Raw genomic sequence first — 24714 nt, 5'->3', positions numbered from 1 at the left:
GCTCTAGGACGACGGGCAGGAGTCGCGGTACGCGGTGAGCCCGGAGTCGGTGGGGGCGGGGCACAGGAACTGCTCATAGCGGGCGTCGTCGTCCACGAAGCGCTTCAGCCAGGCGACTTCGAGTTCGCCGATGAGCGGATTCCCGCGGGCGAAGGTGCCGTGGACGGCGTTCGCGATCTCGGCGTAGGCGCGCTCGCGGGCGCTCGTGAGGCTCCGGTAGATCGGCTTGGCGAAGGTGCCGACCGGCGCGGTGGTGTCCTGCGTCCCGCCCTGGACCAGGGTGGGGACGGTGATCCCCGACCAGTTCTTGGTGGTGTGCCAGGGCGCGAGGGGAATCGCGGCCTTCAGGCTCGGTCGTTTCCAGGCGGCGTAAAGGGTGCCGCCACCGCCCATCGAGTGGCCGGTCACGGCGAGGCGCTTCGGGTCCAGGCGCTGCCGGACGGCGGCCGGGGACTTGCCGGTGAGGTAGTTCAGCGCGGCGAGGAGCTGCTGACCGCGTGCGGTGGGCTGGTTGGTGAGGCTGTTCGTCGCGATGGTGAAAACGACGAACCCCTGCGAGGCCAGGCGCGGCCCCAGCCAGGCGACGGCCTTCTCGCTGCTCTTGTAGCCGGGCACGGCGGCGACGCCGCCGAACGTGCCCTGGCTCGTGTCGTCGGGGTAGTAGATCGTCCCGCCGCCGAACGCGCCCCCCGCCTGGCCGGCCGTGACGGTCACGGTGGAGTAGGTGAACGGGCCGCGCTGGGCGCGGATGCCGGACAGCGTGGGGGCGGGTCCGCGCGCGTACGACACGGCGGCGACCGGGCGCGCGACGCTCGTGGTGGGCCCGCCCGTGGACGCCACCGCGAGGGCCGCCGCCGCACCGAGGGTCAACACGACGGGAATCGCCGCCAGCCTGCGCGGAACCGACTTCATCAATACTCCAGCTTTCGGGACCAGACCAAAATGGCGAGTAGATTCTGTTGCCTGCGAGTTCTCTCGTCAACGGCCGCCGCGCCCGCCCGGGGATGATCTCCGCGGGCGCGCCGCGGGCCGGACGGGACCCTGCCGGTCGGCCCCGCTTCCGGCGGGACGCGGCCCTCCGCGCCCGCGCGTCCGCACTGTCCGCCTAGGCTTCGCTGCGCTGCGGACATGCGCTCGGAGAATTGGGCTTCGAGTGAGCCCCTGGGGGGTGAAACTTGTCACAGCCGTACGATGACGTTGGACTCGTCAGGCAGTAGTTTACGTCCACGAAACGTCGGAGGAAACGGCTCGACGAGAGCCGGTGCGACCCGCCATCGACCCCCGCCCGGGTGATTCCCTCGATCTTTCCGAGAACGGCCCGGCAGTCGGGCGTGCCCCACACGCCCGACGGGTTCTTTTCGATTCAGAAAGGCGTGGCGTGAATCCCAAGAAAACGGGGACCGGGAAAAACGCGGCACCGGTGCCCGCGACCTGCCCGATCGCCGCGCCGGAGAACCCGCGGCCCGCTGAACGGCGTTCCCGCCGCCTTCGCCTCCCGATCCGGTGACCCCCGTCGCCTTCGGCGGGGAGAGCGCCTGAGCGGTCATCGGGCGTGCACGCTCCCGCCGTCGAAGTGAGCTCCACGCGGTGCGAGCCCTGGTCCGTCAATCACAGGAGAGAGATAAACGGTGAGTTCGACTTCACGAGCACGAAGGGGCAGGGTCGTCGCGGTCATCGCGGCGGCGGCCACCGCCTTCTCCGGTGCCGTCGCCTTCGGGGCGGCGCCGTCCGCCTCGGCGGACGTGCCGCACGGTGAGCTGACGCTCAACTACCGCTGCGTCTACCCGATGATCGGCGCCCAGGACCTGACGGTGAAGGTCAAGGTGACGGGCATCCCCGACACCGTGTCGTTCGGTCAGACGGTCGACCCGCTCCCCATCGAGACCGTCGACACCGTGAGCGCCGCGACCACCAAGGGCCTGTTCGCGATGGACGCCAAGTCCCTGGAGGGCTCGGCGACCGCGGAGGTCCAGGGGACGTGGCCCGACGGCCACAAGGAGGTGCTGACGGGCGACCTCCCCATCCCGAAGACGAGCGTTCCCGACGACGGGGCGTTCCCGCTGTCGGTGAACGGCAAGACGCCGAAGGCGATCACCGCGCCGAACACCAAGGGCTGGGGCCGCGTCAACGTCGGCAACCTGAAGCTGCACGTGGCGCCGAAGAACGCCGCGGGCGAGCTGACGGCGCTGGGCGAGTTCGACGTCCAGTGCTACCAGAAGGCCGGCCAGAACAACCAGATCGCGGCGATCTACGTCAAGGAGGGGTCGGAGAACCCCGGCACGCCTCCGGTCGTGAACTGGGACGTTCCGCCCGCGCCCGAGCCGAAGGCCGACGACCACAAGCCGGTCGACGGCAAGCTCAGCGGCCTGGTGTTCTCGTGCAAGTTCCCGATCATCAAGCCGCAGGGCCTGAAGGTCGACGCGAGCCTGCCGTACCCGGAGGACATCCACGCCAACACGCTGACCCCGGAGATGAAGGTCACTTCGGACGCCGAGGTCAACGCGTACACGGTCAACGCGATGCAGACGGTCATCGACCCGCCCGCGGCCTCGCTTGAGGGCTACGCGATCGCGACGGCCAACCTGTGGGCGCCGGAGATCCAGAACGGTCAGACCCCGCTGGCGGCGAAGCTGAAGCTGCCGATCGCCAAGATCCCGGTTCCCGAGTCGGGCGCGCTCCCGATCAAGGGCCTGCTGGGCACCGCCCCGCCGCTGGTCTTCTCCAAGGCCGGCGAGGGCAAGATGGGCGTGCAGCGTCTCGACCTGTTCGTCATCCTGCGCGACAAGGACGGCAACCCGCACCCCGACCTGAACGCGGGCGGCAAGCCGTTCCAGGTCCCCTGCACGCTGGACGGCCCCGCCGCTCCGACCGGGCAGAACAACATCATCCACACCTTCAAGATCACCGGTGGCGGGACGCAGCCGGGCGACACGACGGCGCCGACCGTTCCGGGCAAGCCGGCCGTGGCCGACATCACCGGCACCACGGCGAACGCGACCTGGGGCGCCTCGAAGGACGAGGACGGCGGCTCGGGCCTCGCCGGGTACAACGTGTACCTCAACGGCACCAAGTTCGGTGACACCGTCACCGACCCGAAGGCGGCGCTGACCGGTCTCGAGGCGGGCAAGCACTACAAGCTCGAGGTCGAGGCGGTCGACAAGGCCGGCAACAAGTCCGACAAGAGCTCGGCCGAGTTCGACACCCCCGCGGCGGCGACGAAGCCGGGCCCGGTCACGGGTCTCCAGGTCACCAGCACGACGTCCACGTCGGTGTCGCTGAAGTGGAACGCCGCCGAGGGCGCCGAGTCCTACGTCGTGAAGTACGGCGCCAAGACCCAGGACGTCCCGACGGGCACCACCGCGACGATCAGTGGCCTGACCCCGAACACCCCGTACACCTTCTCGGTGAACGGCGTGAACAAGCAGGGCTCCGGTGACGCGGCCAAGGTCGACGCCAAGACCCAGGAGGACACGCCCCAGAAGCCGGCGGACCTCAAGGGCCTGACGGTCGTCGGCACGACCTTCGACTCGGTCACGGTCAAGTGGGACCAGAGCACCGGTGCCGCCAAGTACAAGATCGCGTGGAACGGCGGCTCCGCGGAGACGGCCGACACCACGTACACGATCAAGGGCCTGACCGCGAACACCGCGTACAAGGTCACGGTCACCCCGAGCAACGCCGCGGGCGACGGCACGGCCGCGTCGGTCGACGCCAAGACCCAGGCCAAGACCGACACGACGAAGCCCTCGGTTCCGGGTGACGTCAAGGGCACCGCGACCGACACGAGCGTCGCGCTGACCTGGTCCGCGTCCAAGGACGAGGACGGCGGCTCCGGCCTGGCCGGCTACTACGTCTACCAGAACGGGACCAAGCTTCCCGGCCTGGTGACCGGCACCAGCAAGACCATCAGCGGTCTGGCGGCGGGCAAGTACTCGTTCACGGTCTCGGCCGCGGACAAGGCCGGCAACGAGTCGGCGCAGAGCACGCCCGTCGAGGTCACGGTGAAGGCTCCGCCGACCGGCGGCGACGTCACCTACACGCTGGCCGGTTCGTCCCTCGTCAAGGGCGTCAACGCGACGATCCCGCTGACCGGCAGCGTCGCCACGACGATCACCGGCGGCAAGGTCACCGGCGACCTGAAGCTCAACCCGAGCGCGGGCAAGTTCTCGCTGTTCGGCTTCCTGCCCGGCACGGTCGACGTCGCCTACGCCCCGCAGGGCAAGACGACCGGCACCCTGTCCGGCAGCACGCTGAAGACCACGACCTCGACGGTCGTCAAACTGACCTCGATCAAGGTCTTCGGCTTCGAGATCGGCAGCCCGACCTGCCAGACGACCGCTCCGGCCACCATCCCGCTGCAGTCGTCCAACTTCGGCGCCGCCGGCGGCGACCTGAAGGGCACGTACACGCTGCCCGCCCTCAAGGGCTGCGGTTTCCTGAACCCGCTGATCAGCGCGATCGCCGCGGGCCCGGGCAACACCGTCACCCTGAAGGCCGTCAAGAAGTGACCCCCGGTCACGGCTGACCAGCAATAAGACGGAGCCCCCGTCGCCGCGTCCAGCGGCGGCGGGGGCTTCCGCTTCCCCGGTCTTTCACGTGGCGGGCCGGTGGCCGCCGACCCTCTTGCGGGCCGACCTGCCGATCTGGCCTTCCAGCCGGAGATAGGCGGCCGTGGCCTGGTAGGCCGCCTCCATGTAGTGCTCGCCCTCGCGTCCGGCCTCCGCCGTGTCGAAGCCGTAGATCCGGCGGATCATGTCCAGGCCGTGCGGGGTGCGGCGGCGTCCGAGGGGCAGGAGATGCACTTCGACGCCGTCCGGAAGGTCGCGCAGGAGCTTTTCGAAGACGAAACGAAAGCTCCCTTCCGCGAACCCCGCCTCCCAGAACGTGCGCGGGAAGTGGGGCGTCTCGCCGAAGTCGGACGCCTGGAGGACGTAGACGGTCCGGGCACCCAGCCGAACGGCCCGGTCGACGGGCACGGGATCGACGAATCCCCCGTCGATATAACGCTCACCGCCGATCCTCGTGTGCGCCACCATCCCGGGCGCGGCCCCGGCGGAGAGCAGCGCCGGGACGAGCGGCCCGGAATCGAACCAGTGCTCGCGCACGCTGCGCATCTCGATGGCGTTGCACTCGAAATGCACCGCCAGTTCGTCGAACGTGCGGGCCTTGATGTGCCGCTCCACGATCGACCGCAGGCAATCCTGCGCCCTGGCCCGCGCGCTCGCCGAAATCAGCCTGGCCGTGGCGTGCGGGATCGTCCATTTCAGGGCCGGGGCGGTGAGGATCTCGGTCCAGCAGTCGTACACCGAACCGAGGGCGCCGGGACGGTCGGCGAACGCCGCGCCGATGATCGCACCTGCGGAGCTGCCGAGGACCATGTCGGGCCGGATCTCCGCCTCGGCCAGCGCGGCCAGCATGCCCAGCTCGGTGCTCGCCATCTTGCCGCCGCCGCTGAGGACGAACGCGACCGGCCCGGACGGCTGTTCCACCTTCTCCGCGAGATCGGCCGGGCTCATGCCGGATCCCGCAGCCACGTCTCGGCGGCCCGCGCCGTCGTGGCGGCCCGGGTCGTCATCATGGTCAGGTGGTCGCCGGGCGTCCGGTCCGTGCGCCCGGGACGCGCCCAGCCGGCGTCCGCGCCGGGCATGGACTCCTCGGCCCGCAACGCGAGAACGGGACAGGAGAGAGCGCCCGGCGTCCATTCGCCGAACAGTTCCGCGTAGCGCATCATGGCGGACACGTTCGCGTCGTCGAGCAGCGGAAGAAGGTCCATCCGCGCCCAGAGGCGATCGGCGGTCCCGACCATGGCGCGGAGGTCGTTCCAGCCGATGTCGACGGGGTCCAGGAGAACGAGTCCGGCGGGGGAACGTCCGTCCTTCTCGCATTGTTCGGCGACGGCGTGCGCGAGCCACGCGCCGGACGAATGCCCGACGAGAACGAACGGAGCGTCGCCCGCCTCGGCGAGCACCGCGCGGGCCGCCGCACGGCCGAAAGCGTCCACCGTCGCGGGAAGCGGCTCGCCGTCGGAGAAGCCCGGCAGGGTGAGGGCGAGAACGTCGCGGTGTCCCCGGAAGAACCTGGCGAATTCGCCGTACTGGTCGGGTTCCGCGGGCGCGAGGATCGACGGCAGGCAGAACAAACGCGGCACGGCGTCCCCCGTGGAAAGGCGCACCGGCCGGACGGCGAGGTCCCCGTTATCGCCTCCGGATTCGCGGGCGCCGAGGATTTCCCGCAGCAGGGCCACTTTTTCGTCAGGGTCCACCTTTTCGTCGCCGAGGCGCCGCAGACGCGCGGTGCCGTCATCGGCGGGCGCCGGCCCGCCCGACCGTTCCGCGAGCCGGACGTCGATCTCGCGGGCCAGCGCGAGCGGCGTCGGGTGGTCGAAGACCAGGGTCGTCGGCAGCTTCAGCTCGGTCAGCCGGTTCATGTGGTTGCGGAGCTGGACCGCCATGAGCGAGTCGAACCCCATCTCCCGGAACCGCCGGTCGGCGTCGATCTCGTCCGCCCGGCTGTGCCCGAGCACGGACGCCGCCTGCGCGCGGACGACGCCCAGCAGTTCGCGGACCCGGTCGTCCGCCGGGAGCGCGGCGAGCCGTTCGCCGAGCGGCGCCGGGTCGGTCTCGGCGGGACGCGTGCTCGCCTTCGCCCGCGCCGGACGGACGAGACGGCGGAGCACGGCGGGCACCCCGTCCTCGGGCCGCCCGGCGAGCGCGCCCGCGTCGAGGCGCGCCCCGACGAAGAACGGCCCGCCGTCGGCGAGCGCGGCGTCCAGCAGGGCCAGGCCGTCCCGGTCGGACAGCGGGAGCTGGCCGTTCTGCGCGAGCCGCGCCCGGTCGGTGTCGGCGAGGCGTCCGGTCAGCTCGCTGGCCCGCTCCCACAGCCCCCAGGCCACGGACGTCGCGGGCAGGCCGTGCTGACCGCGCCGCAGCGCCAGGCCGTCCAGGAACGCGTTGGCGGCGGAGTAGTTCGCCTGCCCGCCGGTGCTGACCACCGACGCCACGGACGAGTAGAGCACGAACGCGGCCAGGTCGGACCCCCGGGTGAGCCGGTGCAGGTTGAGCGCGGCGTCGGCCTTCGGGCGCAGGACGCGGTCGATCTGCCCGGGCGTCAGCGCGGTCACGACGCCGTCGTCGGTCACGGCCGCCGCGTGGACGACGGCGGTCAGCGGATGCTCGGCGGGAATGCCGTCCAGCAGCCGCCGCAGCGCCGCCGGGTCCGCCGCGTCGCAGGCGGCGATCGTGACCTCGGCGCCGAGCGCGGTCAGCTCGGCGCGCAGGTCCTCGGCGCCGGGCGCGTCCGGCCCCCGGCGGCCGACCAGCAGCAGGTGCCGCAGGCCGTGCTCGGTGACGAGGTGCCGGGCGGTCAGCGCGCCGAGCGCACCGGTGCCGCCGGTGATCAGGACGGTCCCGGCGGGGTCGGGCCGACGCGGCACGGTCAGGACGATCTTCCCGACGTGCCCGGCCCGCCGCATGTGCTCGAACGCCTCCCGGGCGTCCCGGACGTCCCACGCGGTGAACGGCAGCGGACGCAGGACGTCCTGCTCGAAGAGGCCGCGCAGGTCGCCGAACAGGGCGTGCAGCCGGGCGGGATCGAGCAGGCCGAGGTCGAACGCGGCGTAGCTGACGCCCGGATGCTCCCGGGCGACGGCGTCGGCGTCGCGCAGCTCGGTCCGGCCCAGCTCGACGAACCGTCCGCCGGGCGCCAGCAGCCGCAGCCCCGCGTCGATGACGTCGCCGGTGAGGCAGTTGAGCACGACGTCCACGTTCTTGGCGGTCGCGCGGAAGTGCTGCTCGAAGGCCGTCGAGCGGGACGAGGCGATGTGGGCGTCGTCCAGCCCGAGCGCGCGCAGCGCCGGGTGCTTGGCGGGCGAGGCGGTGGCGAAGACCTCGGCGCCGAGGTGCCGGGCGATCTGCACGGCCGCCAGCCCGACGCCCCCGGTCGCGGCGTGGATCAGCACCGCTTCGCCGGGCCGCAGCGCGGCGAGGTCGGCGAGCGCGTACCAGGCGGTCAGGAACGCCACCGGGACGGTCGCGGCCTCCGGGAACGTCCAGTCGTCCGGGATGGGAACGACCAAACGCGCGTCGGTGACCGCCGTGGACGCGAACGCCGTGGTGCCGGTGAAGGCACCCGCCACCCGGTCGCCGGGCGCCACGTCCGTCACGCCCGGCCCGGTCGCTTCGACGACGCCCGCGCCGTCGAAGCCCAGGAGCGGCCAGACCTCGTGCCGCTCCACGAGGCCGCCCGCGACCGCGACGTCGCGGAAGTTCAGCCCGGCGGCGCGCACGGCCACCCGGATCTCGCCGGGCCCGAGCGGCGTCTCGTCCGCCGGGACGATCCGCAGGCTGTCGGGGTCGCCCGGCTCCAGGTCGAGGCGCCACGGCCGCTCGTCCGGCGCGTCGCCCGGCTTGGCCGGGACCAGGCGCGGGACGTGCAGGGCGCCGCCGCGCAGCGCGATCTGGGGCTCGCCGGTGTCCAGCGCGGACGCGACCGACGTCTCCTCGTCCAGGTCGATCAGGACCAGCCGGCCCTGGTGCTCGGGCTGCGCGCCCCGGACCGCGCCCCAGACCGCCGCCTGCGCGAGGTCGGTCACCGCGTCGCGCGGATGCACGGCCACCGCGCCCCGCGTGAGGACGACCAGCACGCCGGGCGGCTCGTCGCGCAGCCATTCCCGCAGCTCCGACAGCACATGGCCGACCGTCTCGTGGGCCCCCGAGCGCGGGCAGACGAGGACGGCGACGTCGGGCGCGCCCGACGCGCGCAGGGCGGCGACGTCGGGGAAGACGGCCGGGCTTCCGGGCAGGACGCCGCGTGCCTCCTCGTCCCCGACCAGCGCCCAGGTCCGGGCGTCCGGCGCGGTGCGGTCCGCCGGCGGCACGACGGGCCAGTCGAGACGGAACAGGCCGCCCGCGCCGGTCGTCCGCAGCCGCTCCACGGTCCGCAGCGCCAGCGACCGGACGGTGAGGACGGGACGGCCGGCCGCGTCGGCGACCGTCACCTCGAACGTGTCGGGTCCCGTCCGGGCCAGCCGGGCGCGCAGCGCGGTCGCGCCGACGGCGTGCAGCCGGACGTCCTGCCAGGAGAGCGGCATCCGCAGCCCGTCCGCCGCGTCGAGCAGCGTCCCCTGCAGCGCCGCGTCGAGCAGCGCGGGGTGCAGGGCGTACGCCTCGGTCTCCGCGTCGCCGGTGAGCGCGATCTCCGCGAACACCTCGTCGCCGCGCGACCAGGCGGCCCGGAGATTGCGGAAGGCCGGACCGTACTGGTAGCCGCGCTCGGCGACCCGGTCGTAGAAGCCGTCCAGCGGGACGGGCTCGGCGCCGGACGGCGGCCACGCGGTCAGGTCGTCCGTGTCGGACGGCGGGGGATCGCCCGCCGCGCCCGTGGCGTGCCGCGTCCATTCCGGGGCGGACTCCGGCCGGGAGAAGATCTCCAGGGTGCCGTCCTCGTCCACCGTCGCCTGGAGCCGCACCGGCTCGTCGGCGGGAATGACCAGCGGTGTTTCCAGGATCAGTTCCTCGACGCCGTCGAACCCGGCCCGGTCGGCCGCCTGGAGGGCCACCTCCAGGAAGGCGGTGCCGGGGAACACGACGGCGTCGTGCACCGCGTGGTCGGCCAGGAAGGGGTGGGTGCGCAGCGACACCGATCCGGTGAGCAGCAGCACCTGGGAGCCCGCCAAGTCCGTCGCGGCGCCGAGCAGCGGATGGCCCGCGTCCTCCAGCCCCGCCGTGGACAGGCCGGCCGCGCCCGGGGCGTCGGCGTCGAGCCAGTAGCGCCGGTGCTGGAAGGCGTAGGTCGGCAGGTCGAGGAGGCGCGGCGCGGTGCCCGCGAAGGCCCGCGACCAGTCCGCGGCGACGCCGTGCGCGTCGGCCTCGGCGACCGCGAGCCGGAACCGCCGCAGGCCGCCGTCCCCGCGCCGCAGCGTGCCGAGCGCGACGGCGTCCGTCCCGGCGTCGTCGATGATCTCCTGCATGCCCATCGTCAGGATCGGGTGCGGGCTGATCTCGATCAGCGTCCGGTGGCCGGCGGCGAGCGCGGCGCGGAGGGCGGGGTCGAACCGGACGGGGCTGCGCAGGTTGGTGAACCAGTACTCGGCGTCCAGGGCTTCGGTGTCCAGGAGTTCGCCGGTGACGGTCGAGTAGAAGGGGACGTCGGACGTCTTCGGCCGGACGCCGTCCAGGTCGTCCAGCAGGCGGTCGCGGAGCCGTTCGACGTGCGCCGAGTGCGACGCGAAGTCCACGGCGATCCGGCGCGCCCAGACGCCCTCGGCCTCCAGTTCTTCCAGCAGGGACGCGACGGCGTCGGTGTCGCCGGAGACCACGACCTCGGCGGGGCCGTTGATCGCGGCCACCGAGAGCCGTTCGTCCAGCCGTTCCGCCGCCGCGTCGGGCGGCAGCGCGACGGTGGCCATCGCGCCCGTCCCGGCCAGCACGCGCAGCGCCCGGGCGCGCAGGGCCACCACGCGGGCGGCGTCCGCCAGCGACAGGGCGCCCGCGACGACGGCCGCCGCCATCTCGCCCTGGCTGTGCCCGAGCACCGCGTCCGGGACGACGCCGTGGTCCTCCCACACGGCGGCCAGCGACACCATGACCGCGAACAGCGCGGGCTGGACGACGTCGGTCCCCGCGTCGTCCGGGACACCGGCGCGCAGCACGTCGGTGAGCGACCAGTCGATGTAGGGCGCGAGCGCTTCGGCGCACTCGGCGATCCGCCGGGCGAACACCGGGGACCGCTCCAGCAGTTCGGCGGCCATACCCGACCACTGCGATCCCTGGCCGGGGAAGACGAACACATTGTGGGCGTCGTGGACGTCCGCGCCCCGCACTAGCTGGGGAGCGTCGGTACCGGCCGCCAGCGCCGCCAGGCCGTCGAGGAGTTCCGCGCGGTCGCCGACGATGACGCCCCGGTGCTCCAGCCGGGCCCGCGACGTCGCGAGCGTCCAGCCCACGTCGGCGGCGCGGGCCCCGGGGTTCTCCCGCACGTACCGCAGCAGCCGCTCCGCCTGCGCGCGCAGCGCCGCCGGGGACCGGGCCGTGAGCACCCACGGGAGCGCCGGGACGTCCTCGGGCGCCCGCTCGGCGGGCCGTTCGGACGGCGACTGCTCCAGGACGAGGTGCGCGTTGGTGCCGCTGATGCCGTACGCCGACACGGCCGCCCGGCGGACCCGGTCCGTCCGGGGCCAGTCCCGGTTCTCGCGCAGGACGCGGACGTCGCCCCGCGACCAGTCCACGTCCGGGTTCAGCCGCTCCGCGTGCAGCGTCTTCGGCAGGACGCCGTGGCGCAGCGCCAGCACCGCCTTGATGACCCCGGCGACGCCCGCGGCGGCCATGCTGTGCCCGATGTTCGACTTGACCGACCCGAGGAAGACCGGGTGCCCGGCGGGCCCGTAGGCGGCCAGCAGGGAGCGGGCCTCGATCGGGTCGCCGACCTTGGTGCCCGTCCCGTGCGCCTCCACGAGGTCGATGTCGCCCGCCGTGAGGCCCGCGTCCTCCAGCGCCCTACGGACGGCCAGCTCCTGCGCGCCCGCGTCGGGGACGGCCAGGCCCTCGCTCGCGCCGTCCTGGCTGAGCGCCGAGCCCCGGATGACGCCGAGCACGGGACGGCCGAGCCGCCGGGCGTCCGAGAGCCGGGCGAGCAGGAGCATCCCGGCGCCCTCGGCCATGCCGAACCCGTCGGCGTCGGCGGAGAACGCGCGGCTGTGCCCGTCGTGCGACAGGGCCTGCTGGCGGCTGAAGTCGACCAGCAGGCCGGGCGTGCCGAGCACGCTGGCCCCGCCCGCGAACGCCAGCGAGCATTCGCCCGACCGCAGCGACGCGACGGCCTGGTGGACCGACGTCAGCGAGGACGAGCACGCGGTGTCGATCGTCATGGCCGGGCCCATCAGCCCCAGCGCGTAGGCGATCCGGCCGGACAGGACGCTCAGCGTGCCGCCGGTCAGCATGTACCCGGAGGATCCGGCGCCGGCCTCGTGCATGCGCGGGCCGTACTCGGTGGCGAAGGCGCCGATGAAGACGCCGGTGTCGGTCTCGCGCAGCGACAGCGGGTCCACGCCCGAGCGCTCGCACGCCTCCCACGCGATCTCCAGCAGGATGCGCTGCTGGGGGTGCATGGCCGTCGCCTCGCGCGGGCTGATCCCGAACAGCTCGGCGTCGAACTCGGCCGCGTCGGTGAGGAAGCCGCCTTCCTTGGTGTAGGACGTGCCCGGTTTGCCGGAGTCCGGCTCGTACAGCTTCCGAGTGTCCCAGCCCCGGTCGTCGGGCAGGCCGCCGATCAGGTCGCGGCCCTCAATGACCGCGTCCCACAACTGCTCGGGGGTCTCGATGCCGCCCGGGAAACGGCAGGCCATGCCGAGGATCGCGATGGGCTCGCCGGGCCCGTCCGCCCCGTCCCCGACGCGTTCGGTCGCGGCGCGTTCAGCCACGGCGGGCCCGATCTCGGCGCGTTCGGTTGCGGCAGGTTCGGTCACGGCGGGTTCGGTTGCGGCAGGTTCGGCCATGGCGCGTTCGGATGCGGCGGGCTCCGTCACGGCGGGCTCGGTTGCGGCGGGCTCGGTTGCGGCGGGCTCGGTTGCGGCGGGTTCGGTCGCGGCGGGTTCGGTCGCGGCGGGCTCGGCCACGGCGGGCTCGGCCACAGCGCGTTCAGTCGCGGCGCGTTCGGTTGCGGCGGCTTCGGTTGCGGCGGGTTTGGTCGCGGCGCGGACGGGCTCTGCGGGGACGGGGTCCGCGTGGACGGTCGCGTGCGCTGAGGGGGCGGCGGGGGCGAGCGCCCGGGCCCAGTCCACCGCGACGCCGTGGCAGTACGCCTGCGCGACCGAGCGGGTGAACTGGTCGAGGCCGCCGTCGTCGCGGTCGACCGAGCCGAGCACGACCGCGTCCGCGCCCGCCGCCCGGACCGTGTCGCGCATCGCCGTGAGCAGCGACGGATGCGGAGCGCTCTCGATCAGCGCGGCCGGACCGTCGGCGAGCGCGGACCGCGTCGCCTCCTCGAACCGGACGGGCTCGCGGACGCAGCGGTGCCAGTGCCCGGCGTCCAGGAGCGCTCCATCGGTCTCCGTTCCGGTGGTCGCCGAGTGGAAGGGGACGCGGCCGACGCGCGGCGTGATCGCGGCGAGCCGGTCGAGCATCGCCGTCCGGGCGCCGTCCAGCCGGACGGTGTGAGTCGGCGCCCCCGTCCGGACGGCCGTGGCGAACACGCCCTCGTCGTCAAGGGCGGCGAGGAGTTCGTCGCGCGCCGCGCGGTCGCCGGAGACCAGCGTCCATTCCGGCGCGTTGACGCCCGCGACCCACAGCCGTCCGCCCCACCGTTTCAGCTTCGCGGCGAGCGCCGGCGCGGCCAGCCGGACGGCGGCCATGTCCCCGAGCGCCGCCACCCCGGCCTGCGCCTCGGCCATCGCCGTGCAGGCCAGCGCCGCGTCCCGGAGCGACAGCGCGCTGCCCGCGTACGCCCCCGCCGGCTCGCCGATGCACTGCGCGAGCACGGCCGCGGGCTCGACGCCGAACGACCGCCACAGCTCGGCGAGGGAGACCATCACCGCGAACAGGGCCGGCTGGACGACGTCGACGCCGTCGTCCGGCACCTCGGGCGGCGAGCCGAGGGCCCGCTCGCACGCGTTGAGGCGCCGCGCGAACGGGGGAGAGGCGTCCCGCAGCGCCCGGCCCATCCCCGGCCACTGGCACCCCGCCCCCGGGAACACGAGGACGGGCCGCCGCGCGGACGGCGCCGCGCCGGTGACGAGCGACGGCGCCGTGCGTCCGGAGGACAGGGCGTCCAGTCCGTCGAGGAGCCGCGTCCGGTCCGCCGCGAGGACGACGGCCCGGTGGCGTTCGGCGGCGTCCCGCGCGGCGCGGTCCGCCGCCAGTTCGCCGAGGTCCCCGGCCGCGCGGACCTCGTCGGCCAGCGTCGCCGCCAAAGCCCGCAGCGCCGCCGCGTCGGGGGCCGACAGCACCAGCGGGGTCAGTTCGAGGCGTCCTACGGAGAACTCGTTCATGACATGCCTTTCGGAGAGGTTCAGGGGGGTCAGGCGCGCGCCAGGGCGAGGACGGCGTCGGCGTTGTCCCGGACGAGCCGGCCGAACGCGGACGGGTCGGCGACCGCCGCCGGGTCGAGGTTCAGGCCGAGCCCGGCGGTCTCGTCCTGGGACATCAGGACGGCGGTGCAGGCGCCGTGGGCGCGCGGCCCGAACACGAGCGTCGACGTCAGCCGCGCTCCGGCGATGTAGGCCCGGTCCGGCATCCCGGGCACGCTGCTGGCGGTGAGGTCGTGCGCGCCGGCCGCCCAGCGCGCCGCCCGCAGCAGCACCGGGACGGGCACCACGGGGCTCAGCGACGTCAGCGCCGCCGACCATCCGGCGAGCGGGCTCCGCCGCGCGCGCCGCAGCAGCGCGTCCACCGCGGCGAGGCGGTCGTGCGCGGTCGCCTCGGTGAGCGGTCCGCCGAGCATGAGTCCGCCGACGATGTTGTTGCCGTCCGCCCGGCCGCGGCTCCGCACGTCCACCGGCACCGTGATCGCCAGCGTGCCGCCGGTGCGCCCGTGGAGGCGGTGGTAGTCGGCGAACGCGCCGAGCAGGACGGCGATGAAGGCCGCCGTGACCGTCGCGCCGACGGTCTTCCCGGCCGCCTTCAGGTCGGCGAGCGGCAGCTCGACGGCGTCGAACCGGCGGTCGCGCCCGCGTCCGGCGAGCAGCGGGGACCGCCCGGGGACGGTCACCGCCCCGCCCAGCGCGCGGGCCAGCCGGCCGGCCCGCGCGGGCAGCGCCGCCGGTGCGGCGGACGCGCGCGCCAGGCCCGCCGCCAGCCGGGCGCCAGCCGCGCCGATCTGTGCCGGCGCGGCGCCGAGCCGGCACGCGAACTCCCGCGCCGCGACCTGCTGAGGAGGCGCGTGGCGGGGCGCGTCGGGCGGCGGTCCGGGCGGACGCAGCGACGCCCGCCGCGAGCGGGGCAGCAGCGCGAGCATCGCCCGTCGCAGGCCCGCGCCGTCGGCGAGGACGTGGTGGAGCTTGATCACGATCGCGGCCCGGCCGGTCTCGCCCTCCTCGGCGAGCACCGCGCGCCACGGCGGACGGGCGGGATCGAAGACCGAGGCGCCGACGTCCTCGGCGAGGTCCAGCAGCTCGCGCCGTCCACCCGGGGCGGGGAGCCGGACCCGCCGGACGTGGGCGGCGAGGTCGAACGCCCCGTCCACCTCCCAGACCGGCGGGCCGATCCGCAGCGGCGGTTCGGCCACCCGGAGCCGCAGCCGCGGCAGCACCCGCGTCAGCCAGGCGCAGCACTCCAGGAACCGGTCCCACTCCGGGACCCGGTCCAGGGTCCAGACCATGACGACGTCGGTGCGCAGCGCGGCGTCGGAATCCATCCGCCACATCGCCGTTTCCATGCCATTCATAAGGGCGGCGACGCCCCATCCGTCGACGCGTGTTGCGGTGGTCAAAGCGGCTCCGATCCAACGTTTCCGGGGAGCGGACGGGTTTTCGATCAATGCCCGTCGCGATCATCGTGATCCGTCGTACCCCTCGTTTCCCCCTCGATACTGGGTACTTTTGCCCAGACCACCGGGTCCTCGGCCGTAGGTACCGGAGTGCGTTTCCGCAATGCGGATTGGCGGGCCGGTTTCGCGCGGGACTTGACATCCCGCCGCAAGCGGGTGGACCTTACAGGAGAGGCCATCGAATCCGGTGCCCTCCGATCGCCTCGGGCCACGGTAGTTAATGGAAGAGCACGTTCCGCCCGCCGCCGATCCGGCGGGCTGCGCCGACCCGTCCGCGCAGGCGGGAGTCGTCGCGGAGGTGGCCGAAGCCCTTCAATTGATCAGAAGAACTCTCGCCGAACTGGACCGCCTGCTCGTTTCCCTCGAAAGCGCACGTTCCACACGACCGGGCGAAACGGGAACGGGGTCCGAACCGCCGCCCGCGGAATCCGGCCGATCCGCCGTGCGGCTGACCCGGCAGGAGCGGCGGGTGCTCGACCTGATCTGCGCGGGGAAATCCAACCGGGAGATTTCGCGCGCCCTCGGCATCGCCGAGAAGACCGCGAAGAACCACGTCTACTCGATATTCCGAAAGCTCGGCGTGCACAGCCGCCTGGAAGCGGCGTTCGTCTGGACGGGCGACCGGGACTGAGCACCGCCGCCAAGGAGAGCCGCATGTATCTGACCCAGGGACTCCACCGCGCGCTCCAGCAGGATCCGGACGCGCCGCTGACCGTCTTCGGCGACCGCGTCCGCACCGTCCGGGAGAGCGCGGACCGCGTGGCCCGGCTGGCGGGGGCGTTCCGGCGGCTCGGCGTCGGCCCGGGCGACCGGATCGCGATCCTGTCGCTCAACTCCGACCGCTTCCACGAGTACCTGCTGGCCACCTGGTGGATCGGCGCCGTGGTCGTCCCGCTCAACATCCGGTGGGCCGTCCCGGAGAACCGGTACGCGCTCCGTCAGTCGGGGACGCGCGTGCTCCTCGTGGACGAGACCTTCGCGCCCCTGGCCGCCGAGCTGCGCGACGACCTCGACACGGTCGTCCACTGCGCGGACGGGCCCGCGCCGCCCGGGACGCTCGCCTACGAGGACCTGGTCGGCGGCGCCCCCGTCGCGGACGCGCGGTGGGGCGGGGACCGGCTCGCGGGCATCTTCTACACCGGCGGCACCACGGGCTTCCCCAAGGGCGTCATGCTGAGCCACGCCAACCTGCTCGTCTCGGCGCTGGGCAGCCAGGCGGCGGTGGAGTTCGCCGTCCCGGGCGGACGGCTGCTGCATGCGTCCCCCATGTTCCACCTCGCCGACCTCGCGGCGTGGACGGCGCAGACCGTCGTCGGCGGCACCCACGTCATCGTCCCCGGCTTCGAGCCGTCGGCCGTGCTGTCGGCCGTCGAGACCCGGCGGGTGACGTCGACGCTGCTCGCGCCGGTCATGATCCGGGCGCTCGTGGACCATCCGGGGCTCGCGTCGAGCGAGCTGTCCAGCCTCCGGACCATCGTCTACGGCGCCTCGCCGATTCCGGAGGAGACGCTGGAGCGCGCTTTGGCGGCGCTGCCGGGGACCGCGTTCGTCCAGGCGTACGGCATGACCGAACTGGCCCCCGTCGCCACGCTGCTCTCCGCCGCCGACCACGCGGCGCGCGCGCACTTGCGGAGCTGCGGCCGGGCCGCGCCGCACGCCGAGGTCCGGATCGTCGACGGCGACGGCGCGGAGGTGCCGCGCGGGCAGGTCGGCGAGGTGGCCGTCCGGGGCGCGAACGTCATGCTCGGCTACTGGCGCGATCCCGAGCAGACGGCCCGCGCCGTCCAGGACGGCTGGATGCACACGGGCGACGGCGCCTACATGGACGACGACGGCTACGTCCACATCGTGGACCGCCTCAAGGACATGATCATCACCGGCGGCGAGAACGTCTACTCCACCGAGGTCGAGAACGCCGTCGCCGCGCATCCCGCCGTCGCCGCGTGCGCCGTCATCGGCGTGCCGGACGCCGAGTGGGGCGAGCGGGTCCACGCGGTGATCGTCCTGCGGCCGGGCCGGACGCTCACCCACGAGGAGATCCGCGCGCACTGCAAGCGCACGATCGCCGGGTACAAGGCGCCGCGCAGCACCGAGTTCACCGACGAGCTGCCCTGCCTGCCCACGGGCAAGGTCCTCAAGCGCGCCCTGCGCGAACGCCACGGGACCCGCTGACGGGTCCGCTCACGGGGACGGGACCTGGCGCAGCCCCGCCGCGATGGTGCGGGCGGCGAACCGGATCGTGTCGTGCCAGCCGACGGCGTGCAGGCGGCTGCGGCTGCTGGTGAAGTGGTCGGCCAGGCCGTTCAGGTTCGCCCACAGGAACGTCACCGCCGTCTCGCCCCCGGCCAGCGCCGGGTCGATGCGGGCGAACGCCGCGACGAGCGTGTCCATGATCCGCAGCGCGGCCTCGGCGAGCGGCAGCGCGACCTCGGGCGGGAACCCGCCCTCGTCGAACATCGCCGACCACACGTTCAGCTCCCGGCCGTACACCCGGTAGACCGGCAGGTACCGGTCGGCCACGGCGACGAACAGGTCCTCGGCGGTGGCGGCCCGCTCGGTCTCCCGGACGATCTCGGTGTGGAACTCCTCCAGCCGCCGGGCGTACAGCGCCGCGAACAACTGCTCCTTGGACGCGAAGTAGGTGTAGACGGCCCCGGCGGAGATCCCGGCGCCCTTGGCCACCGTGCGGATGTTCAGCCCGGCGTATCCCTCGTCCTGGAGCAGCCGCCGGGCCGCCTCCAGGATCTCCAGCCGCCGCGCCGCCCGATCGCCCCACCGCGCACCCGCCACCGAGGGTCCCTCCCGTCACCGAATGAACGTGGTTCACGATCGCAGATCGGCGTCCGTCGCGGCAACTGCTGTCTGTGCAGGCTTTTCTTTGATCCAATCTGAACCGTGTTCACAATACCTGACCTGGCGGATTCGTCGTCGAGTGAGCGAGGCCGCGCGCCGCACCCGCAGCCGGGGCACAAGATTCCGGGCGTCGGCCGGTTCATGATGACGGCCACCCGTCCCCGGGGCGGCCCGTCCGCCCGGCCCAGGAAGCAGGAACGCCGTGAACAGACCGAGACCGCTCCGCCGCGCCGTGCTCGCCGCCGGCGCCCTGCTCGCCCTCGGCGTCGCGCCCGCCGTCCCGGCCGCGGCCGAAGCCGCCCCGGTGCCGTCCGCCGACCCCTTCTACCGTCCGCCGTCCCCGCTGCCCGCCGGACGGCCCGGCGACGTCATCCGGTCCCGGCCCGCGGCTTTCCCGGTGTCGTCCGCGGTTACCTCGACGCAGGTGCTGTACCAGAGCGAGAACGCCACCGGGAGAACGATCGCCGTCTCCGGCACCGTCCTCGTCCCCAAGGCCCCGTGGACCGGGAAGGGCGCCCGGCCGCTGGTGTCGTACGCGGTCGGCACCCGCGGCCTCGGCGACGCCTGCGCCCCGTCGTACACCCTCGCCCAGGGCCTGGACTACGAGGAACTGTTCATCAACGACCTGCTCAACAAGGGCTGGGCCGTCGCCGTCACCGACATGGAGGGCCTCGGCACGCCCGGCGGCCACACTTATGTCGTCGGCCAGTCCGAGGGACGTGCCGTCCTGGACATGGCCCGCGCCGCCGAGCGCCTGCCCGGCACCGGCCTCACCGCCGCGACGCCCGTCGGGGTCTTCGGCTACTCCCAGGGCGGCGGCTCCGCCGGCTGGGCCGCGCAGCTCGCCGCGACCTACGCCCCCGACCTGGACCTCAAGGGCGTCGCCGCCGGCGGCATCCCCGGCAAGATGCTCTCCCTGCGCAGCCTCGAAGGAGGCCCGTTCACCGGGCTGCTGCTCATGGCCGCGCTCGGCTACGACAGCGCCTACCCCGAGCTGAACCTCGACTCGTACCTCAACGACAACGGCCGGAAGATCAAGGCCCGCTACAGCGACCTCTGCCTGCTCAGCTTCGACCTCGCCCCCGTCGCGGTCGACACGGCCTTCCGCCATATCGGCGACTTCACCACGCGCAACCCCGTCGACGACCCCGCCTGGGTCGCCCGGTTCAACGCCAACGACCTCGGCGGCATCAAGCCCGGCGTCCCCGTCTTCCAGTACCACGCACTGCTGGACGAGGTCGTCCTGTTCGACCAGGCCGACGCCGTCCACAAGGACTGGTGCAAGAACGGCGCCGATCTGACCTGGAAGACCTACCCGTTCGCCGAACACCTCCTCGGCTTCCTGTGGGGCTGGCCCGACTCCGTCGCCTTCCTCAACGACCGCTTCCAGGGCAGGCCCGCCACCGGCAACTGCTGAGCCGGGCGGGCGGGTCCGCGCTCGTCCAGAAAGCAGGAATGCGGTGTCCTGCGTGTAGATCGCGGTTGTCCACGAACGGCTTGACGCGCCGCCGTCGGTGGACGAGAGTCCGCTACGACCTGTGTTCGGCCGGAAAGGGTTCCTCGTGGCGGCAGCGGAGGCGGCGGACGCCTGGTACGTCGACCCGTTCCTCGTCGCGGCGGTCGTGGTCGTGTTCATCGTGATCGGCGTCGCGCTGGCGCGCGGCCTCCGCCGCCGCGTCCCGCCGCCCGCCGCGCCGCCGCCCGTGCCGCAGCCCGTGCCGCAGCCCGTGCCGCCGGTCGCGCCGCCGCCCGCGGCGGAGACCGCCGCTCGTCCGGCGGACCGCTACACGCCGCTGGAGGAGCTCGGCCGGGGCGGGATGGGCGTGGTCTGGCGGGCCAGGGACGTCGTGCTGGGACGGGAGGTGGCCGTCAAGCAGCTCCTCCCGCCGTCCGGCCTCGCGCCCGGCGCCCGGGACGCCGTCCGCGCGCGCATGCTGCGCGAGGCGAGAGCCGCCGCGCAACTGCATCACCGCAACGCCGTGACGGTCCACGACGTCCTCCTGGACCGCGACTCGGTGCTCATCGTGATGGAACTCGTCAAGGCGGCGACGCTCGACCGGACGGTCGCGTCGGACGGCCCGCTCCCGTCCGCGCGCGTCGCCGCGCTCGGCCTCGCCCTGCTCGACGTGCTGGACGCGGCGCACGCGATCGGCATCGTCCACCGCGACATCAAGCCCGCGAACGTCCTGGTGAGCGCCGACGGATCGGTGAAGCTCGCCGATTTCGGCATCGCGCGGTTCGAAGGCGACCCGACGCTCACCGAGGCCGGCGCCATCATCGGCACGCCCGCCTATATGGCGCCCGAGCAGATCCGGGGGACGGAATGCTCGCCCGCCACGGATCTCTGGGGCCTCGGAGCCACGTTGTTCTATGCCGTCGAAGGCCGTTCCGCGTTCGGCCGTCCGAGTGCGACGGCGGCGATGGCGGCCGTCCTGACCGAACCGCCGCCCGTCCCGCACCGCGCGGACGGGTCCTTGGGCTCACTGCTCACCGACCTGCTCGCCAAAGACCCGGCGGCGAGACCGACCACCGCCCGGCTCCGCGCCGAACTCGCACAGTTCACCGAAACGGCCTGAGCCCAACACCTGGATGTCCACGCCGGACGGACGCCGCCAAGTCGTCATCGCCATGAACGTCTACCCCGGAATGAACAGCGGCACGATCGACCAAGCCGCCTCGAACACGTTCTGCCCGGGATGGACGTCGTCCACCGCCGTCCAAGCCCGTCGTCCCCCTGCGGTTATAGCGGCCAGAAACTGACCGCTTCTGCTGCGACCCTGGCGTCGAAAATGGCCCGACGCCGAGACCAAGGACGCAGCAGTGAAGACACGTCTCAGCCTCCGGGCGCTCAACCGCGCGACCCTCGCCCGGCAACTCCTGCTGGACCGCACCGACCTCCCACCCCTGGACGCGGTCGGTCACCTGTGCGGCCTGCAAGCCCAAGAACCGCAAGAGCCGTTCATCGGCCTATGGACACGCCTGCGCGCATTCGACCCGGCGACGCTCAACGACCTGCTGGTCGACCGGCAGGTCGTGCGAACCCACCTCATGCGCCGCACCGTCCACCTGGTCACAGCCGCCGACGCCTTGGCCTGGCGCCCCCGCCACGACGCCATGCTTCGCCAACGCGTCCTGGCGACCTACCGCAAAGAACTAGAAGGAGTGGACCTGGACGACCTGGCAAAAGCAGGCCGAACGATCATGGCCGATGGCGCCCCCCGCACGATGGCCGAACTGGCAAGAGCCGTAGCCGACCGCTGGCCGTCCCCACCCCCAAGGGCACTGGGCGAAATGCTCGTGGCAGCCCTCCTCCCCACGGTCCAACTCCCACCGCGCGGCATATGGCGAACACGCGCGGGCGTCCGCAACACCCTGCTCACCTCCTGGCTGGCCAAAGACCTGACCCCCCTCCCCACAGACGCGAAAGACCCGGTGGGCCAAACCCTGGTCCGCCGCTACCTAGCCGCATTCGGCCCGGCAACGACCGCCGACCTACGCGCCTGGTGCGGCCTGTCCGGCCTCCCCGCCGCAATAACCGCCCTACGCCCCGAACTAATAACCTTCCACGACGAAAACGGCAGAGAACTCCTGGACCTCCCCGACGCCCCCCGCCCCGACCCCGACACCCCGGCCCCCGTCCGCTTCCTCCCGGCCTTCGACAACGCCCTGCTCGGCTACCACGACCGAACCCGGATCGTCGACGACGCCCACCGCAACCTCTCAGTAGCAGGCGCCCGCGTAGTCCTCCTGGACGGCCGAGTAGCCGCGACCTGGACCACGAAAAACGACACCCTGACCATCACCCCGCTCCACCCGCTAACCCCCCAAGACCGCACAGCCATAACCGAAGAAGGACAAGCCCTGGCGTCGTTCCTCTCCGACAACACCACCACCGCCCTCCAGATCACCACCCCCTAAATCCACGACCCCAAAAACCGCGCATCTTCACGCGAAGGCAGCAAGGCCCGCGACCAAATGCAGGACGCCGGGCCCGATGTATTCTTTAGCGTCCGCGTCGCATCCCGCGTGGCCTGCACGTGCAAGCAGTTCAACGAAGCGGCGGCAACAATGCACGGACGGGCGTGGCCGCGTTGAACGGTGGTTGGCGCAGCGGTGAGGACGGCGTCGTTGCGAGCGATTCCGTCGGGTCATTGCCGCACGGTTGCCCGACCGTCAGGAGAAGCGCCAGCGGGTGGCGCCGTAGGGCTCGGTGGTGGCGACGCCGAAGGCGGTGTGGACGGTGATGCGGTGGACGTGCCACGGGGGCGGGCCTGCGCTGGGGGCGCTGTAGGGGGCCGTGAGGGCGTCGGCGGCTACGTCGGCGGGCCAGCCGCCTTCGCTGTAGGCGCGGGCGACGTTGGTGAGGGTTTCGGGGTCGGTGACGCGGGCCGCTTCGCCTTCGAGGATGAGGTCGATGCCCTGGAGGCGCATCGAGAGCGTGCAGAACGGGTTGGCGGCCAGGTTGCGGGACTTGCGGGTGCCGGGGCCGCTGGTGATGTAGAGGTCGTCGTCCAGCCAGAGGGCGCCGATGCCGGCGGAGTGCGGGCGGCCGTCCGGGCGCGTCGTGCCGAGGAACACCGGGGTGCTCATCTCGACGAGGTCCACCTTCAGGCGGTCGTGGGCTCTGCTCCAGGGAAGCGGCGGATCGTCGTAGATGTCGAGGTTCGTGGTCGAAGTGGGCTCTCGCGTCGGCATGCGGCGTCCTCCCGGTCGGGCCGTGCGGTCTGTTCATGAGACCAGCGGGCGGCCGGAAACTCATCGACCGTCCGTGCCGTGCGTGTGTCGGTGGCGCTGGCTAGGGTCGTCCGCGAGACGGGCCGAGGGATCGGGAGCGGGAACATGGCGATGGCGCACTGGCTGCAGGCCGTGACGGACGAGGACGCCGCGGCGCTTCGGAGCGATCCGTCCTCGATCGAGCGGCTCGACACGCCGCTGTCGTGCTGGACGCATCTCTACGCCGCCGTCGAGTACTTCGCCGGGCCGCTCAAGTCCGGCGAGAGTTTGACGACCGCGAGGCTGGAGACCGGCTGGTTCCATCTGCTGAGCACGGACGACGTCACAGAGAACGCCCAGCGCCTCACCGGAATGGACCTGGAGCGGTTGCGCGAGCAGGTGCGGCGGGCGGACTTCGACGAGCTGATCGACGAGCACGAGCTGTACGAGCTGGAACTGCTCGACGCCGCCGAGGCCCCCGATTTCATCGCCGACGAGACCGAACGGCTCGCCGACTTCTACACCGAGGCCGCCGGAAAGAACCTCGGCGTCGTCTTCTACATCACCTGAGCCGCTAGGGGAGCGAGAGGCGGAAGATCTTCTTCCACGTGCTCCCGACCTGCCGCGCCAGCGACGCCGAGTTGTACGGAAGGTCGTACTTGTCGCACAGCGCCCGCACCTGCGGGGCGATCTTGGCGAGCCGGTGGCTGGGCATGTCCGGGAACAGATGGTGCTCGATCTGGTGGCTGAGGTTCCCGCTCAGCAGGTCCAGCACGCGCCCGCCCGCGATGTTCGCCGAGCCGGTGAGCTGCCGGACGTACCACTGTCCGTGCGTCTCGCCGTCCAGCCGCTCGGGCGGGAACACCTCGACGTCCCCGGGGAAGTGACCGCAGTAGATGACGGTCGTCGCCCACAGGTTCCGGACGGTGTTGGCCACGAAGTTCGCCAGCAGCGTCGACCCGAACCGCCGCCCGGACAGCAGCGGGAACGCCACATAGTCCTTGCTCCACTGCCGCGCGATCTTGCGGCGGATCGTCCGGAGCTTGGCCTGCGTGACCTCGCGGTCGTCCTCCCCGGCGAGGATCTTGTCGATCTCCAGGTCCGCGACCGCGACGCCGTACTCGAAGAACGCCATCAACAGCAGCGCGTACAAAGGCTGCGCGACGCACGCCGGGTTCCACGGCTGCTCGGGCGTGATGCGCAGCAGCCCGAACCCCAGGTCGTCGTCCACGCCGAGCACGTTGGTGTTCGTGTGGTGGACGACGTTGTGCAGGTGCTTCCACAGATCAGCGGGAGCGACCGCGTCCCACTCCCACGTCGTGGAGTGGATCTTCGGGTCGCGCATCCAGTCCCACTGGCCGTGCATGACGTTGTGCCCGATCTCCATGTTCTCCAGGATCTTGGCCAGGGAGAGCGTGGCCGTCCCGGCCGCCCACACCGAACGCCGCAGCGCGGTGCGCCGGTCGCGGGGCAGCAGCGCCGCGATCTGGAGGACCGCGCGCCCACCCGCCTCCAGGCCCCGCTGCCAGGCGATGACGCGATGGATATAGGCGGCGTCGCGAGCGCCCAGCTCGGCGGTGACACGCTGGCGCAGAGCGTCCAGTTCGGCGGCGATGGCTTCGTGGTCGGCATCGGTGAGGTGCACAGTCGGCATGTCGATCCACAGGGTCG

General features: G+C 72.9%; 14 protein-coding genes. 7 read left to right on the top strand and 7 right to left on the bottom strand.

The window, feature by feature from the left end:
- Positions 1 to 3: 3 nt before the first annotated feature.
- Complete coding sequence (locus tag GQ466_RS17160; RefSeq protein ID WP_161103982.1) at positions 4 to 912, bottom strand: poly(ethylene terephthalate) hydrolase family protein; 909 nt, start codon at positions 910 to 912, stop codon at positions 4 to 6.
- A gap of 716 nt (positions 913 to 1628) precedes the next feature.
- Here GQ466_RS17160 and GQ466_RS32830 point away from each other — a divergent pair.
- Positions 1629 to 4508 (top strand): fibronectin type III domain-containing protein, encoded by a 2880-nt coding sequence (locus GQ466_RS32830; RefSeq protein WP_161103981.1) that lies wholly within the window; start codon positions 1629 to 1631, stop codon positions 4506 to 4508.
- An 84-nt stretch (positions 4509 to 4592) separates the two neighbouring features.
- Here GQ466_RS32830 and GQ466_RS17150 read toward each other — a convergent pair whose 3' ends face one another.
- The 3 genes from GQ466_RS17150 to GQ466_RS17140 are packed head-to-tail and all read right to left on the bottom strand — an operon-like array spanning position 4593 to position 15366.
- Complete coding sequence (locus GQ466_RS17150) at positions 4593 to 5516, bottom strand: patatin-like phospholipase family protein (protein WP_161103980.1); 924 nt, start codon at positions 5514 to 5516, stop codon at positions 4593 to 4595.
- Entirely contained in the window at positions 5513 to 13981 is an 8469-nt protein-coding gene (locus GQ466_RS17145; protein ID WP_161103979.1) for a type I polyketide synthase, read from the bottom strand. Before GQ466_RS17145 ends, GQ466_RS17150 begins: the two co-directional genes overlap by 4 nt.
- A 29-nt stretch (positions 13982 to 14010) precedes the next feature.
- The gene (locus tag GQ466_RS17140; protein WP_161103978.1) at positions 14011 to 15366 is read right to left on the bottom strand and encodes a wax ester/triacylglycerol synthase domain-containing protein; all 1356 of its coding nucleotides are present in this window, start codon (positions 15364 to 15366) and stop codon (positions 14011 to 14013) included.
- Between the two features lie 409 nt (positions 15367 to 15775).
- On the opposite strand from GQ466_RS17140, the gene GQ466_RS17135 reads away from it, so the two are divergent.
- Positions 15776 to 16108: a response regulator transcription factor gene (locus GQ466_RS17135; RefSeq protein WP_337193514.1), complete on the top strand. Its 333-nt coding sequence runs from the start codon at positions 15776 to 15778 to the stop codon at positions 16106 to 16108.
- Positions 16109 to 16131: 23 nt separating this feature from the next.
- Complete coding sequence (locus GQ466_RS17130) at positions 16132 to 17649, top strand: acyl-CoA synthetase (RefSeq protein WP_161103976.1); 1518 nt, start codon at positions 16132 to 16134, stop codon at positions 17647 to 17649.
- 9 nt (positions 17650 to 17658) lie between these two features.
- Here the strand turns inward: GQ466_RS17130 and GQ466_RS17125 are convergent, their stop codons facing one another.
- On the bottom strand, positions 17659 to 18267 hold the full coding sequence (locus tag GQ466_RS17125) for a TetR family transcriptional regulator (RefSeq protein WP_161103975.1): 609 nt from the start codon (positions 18265 to 18267) through the stop codon (positions 17659 to 17661).
- A 265-nt stretch (positions 18268 to 18532) separates the two neighbouring features.
- On the opposite strand from GQ466_RS17125, the gene GQ466_RS17120 reads away from it, so the two are divergent.
- The 3 genes from GQ466_RS17120 to GQ466_RS17110 all read left to right on the top strand — a co-directional run bounded on the left by GQ466_RS17120 (position 18533) and on the right by GQ466_RS17110 (position 22248).
- Positions 18533 to 19747 carry a lipase family protein gene (locus GQ466_RS17120; protein ID WP_337193513.1) on the top strand — a complete coding sequence of 405 codons (1215 nt, stop codon included), beginning with the start codon at positions 18533 to 18535 and terminating at the stop codon, positions 19745 to 19747.
- Positions 19748 to 19892: 145 nt separating this feature from the next.
- Positions 19893 to 20906 (top strand): protein kinase domain-containing protein, encoded by a 1014-nt coding sequence (locus GQ466_RS17115; protein WP_161103974.1) that lies wholly within the window; start codon positions 19893 to 19895, stop codon positions 20904 to 20906.
- A 244-nt stretch (positions 20907 to 21150) separates the two neighbouring features.
- On the top strand, positions 21151 to 22248 hold the full coding sequence (locus GQ466_RS17110) for a DNA glycosylase AlkZ-like family protein (protein ID WP_161103973.1): 1098 nt from the start codon (positions 21151 to 21153) through the stop codon (positions 22246 to 22248).
- Positions 22249 to 22503: 255 nt separating this feature from the next.
- Here GQ466_RS17110 and GQ466_RS17105 read toward each other — a convergent pair whose 3' ends face one another.
- Positions 22504 to 23025: a pyridoxamine 5'-phosphate oxidase family protein gene (locus GQ466_RS17105; protein ID WP_161103972.1), complete on the bottom strand. Its 522-nt coding sequence runs from the start codon at positions 23023 to 23025 to the stop codon at positions 22504 to 22506.
- A gap of 144 nt (positions 23026 to 23169) precedes the next feature.
- Between GQ466_RS17105 and GQ466_RS17100 the strand changes: the two genes are divergently transcribed.
- Positions 23170 to 23613, top strand: coding sequence for a DUF1877 family protein (locus GQ466_RS17100; RefSeq protein ID WP_161103971.1), 444 nt, complete (start codon positions 23170 to 23172; stop codon positions 23611 to 23613).
- A 4-nt stretch (positions 23614 to 23617) separates the two neighbouring features.
- On the opposite strand, the gene GQ466_RS17095 is transcribed toward GQ466_RS17100, so the two are convergent.
- Positions 23618 to 24697 carry a fatty acid desaturase family protein gene (locus GQ466_RS17095; protein ID WP_161103970.1) on the bottom strand — a complete coding sequence of 360 codons (1080 nt, stop codon included), beginning with the start codon at positions 24695 to 24697 and terminating at the stop codon, positions 23618 to 23620.
- Positions 24698 to 24714 lie beyond the last annotated feature (17 nt).

This window comes from Actinomadura rayongensis (assembly GCF_009831215.1).
Taxonomy (GTDB): Bacteria; Actinomycetota; Actinomycetes; order Streptosporangiales; family Streptosporangiaceae; genus Spirillospora; species Spirillospora rayongensis.
Note: the sequence above shows the minus strand (reverse complement) of the source record. Positions and strands in the feature narration are given on the sequence as shown.

Bases quoted from the DNA above. Each gene is read 5' to 3' on its own strand.
- GQ466_RS17100 (WP_161103971.1), top strand. From the start codon at position 23,170: ATGGCGATGGCGCACTGGCTGCAGGCCGTGACGGACGAGGACGCCGCG.
- GQ466_RS17145 (WP_161103979.1), bottom strand. From the start codon at position 13,981: ATGAACGAGTTCTCCGTAGGACGCCTCGAACTGACCCCGCTGGTGCTG.
- GQ466_RS17150 (WP_161103980.1), bottom strand. From the start codon at position 5,516: ATGAGCCCGGCCGATCTCGCGGAGAAGGTGGAACAGCCGTCCGGGCCG.
- GQ466_RS17095 (WP_161103970.1), bottom strand. From the start codon at position 24,697: ATGCCGACTGTGCACCTCACCGATGCCGACCACGAAGCCATCGCCGCC.
- GQ466_RS17105 (WP_161103972.1), bottom strand. From the start codon at position 23,025: ATGCCGACGCGAGAGCCCACTTCGACCACGAACCTCGACATCTACGAC.
- GQ466_RS17160 (WP_161103982.1), bottom strand. From the start codon at position 912: ATGAAGTCGGTTCCGCGCAGGCTGGCGGCGATTCCCGTCGTGTTGACC.
- GQ466_RS17130 (WP_161103976.1), top strand. From the start codon at position 16,132: ATGTATCTGACCCAGGGACTCCACCGCGCGCTCCAGCAGGATCCGGAC.
- GQ466_RS17140 (WP_161103978.1), bottom strand. From the start codon at position 15,366: ATGGAAACGGCGATGTGGCGGATGGATTCCGACGCCGCGCTGCGCACC.